At 50.5% G+C, this 212-nt stretch carries 1 pseudogene; it reads left to right on the top strand.

The window, feature by feature from the left end:
- Window positions 1-212: pseudogene (locus tag AB4512_RS25425) on the top strand (sodium:proton antiporter); the annotation flags it as partial.

Below are 212 nucleotides of genomic sequence, written 5' to 3'. Positions count from 1 at the left end.
ACCGGACACGTTCTGTCAGCTCTGGGCCTGACGTTAGTCATAGGTTTAGGCTTAGGGATCATCGGTGGCCATTTGATTGCCAAGATGCTGCAAGGGCATTGGGTTCCGCACTATTTGCGTAACGTGGCGGTCCTGACATTAATGCTGGCGGCGTTCTCTTTTTCAAATGATCTGAGTGAAGAGTCCGGTTTATTAACCGTGACCATCATGGG

Origin of the sequence: Vibrio sp. 10N.222.52.B7, assembly GCF_041474275.1 — a bacterium.
GTDB classification, from domain to species: Bacteria; Pseudomonadota; Gammaproteobacteria; order Enterobacterales; family Vibrionaceae; genus Vibrio; species Vibrio crassostreae_C.
The sequence above is the reverse complement of the archived record's forward strand: the minus strand, read 5'-3'. Positions and strand labels throughout refer to the sequence as shown.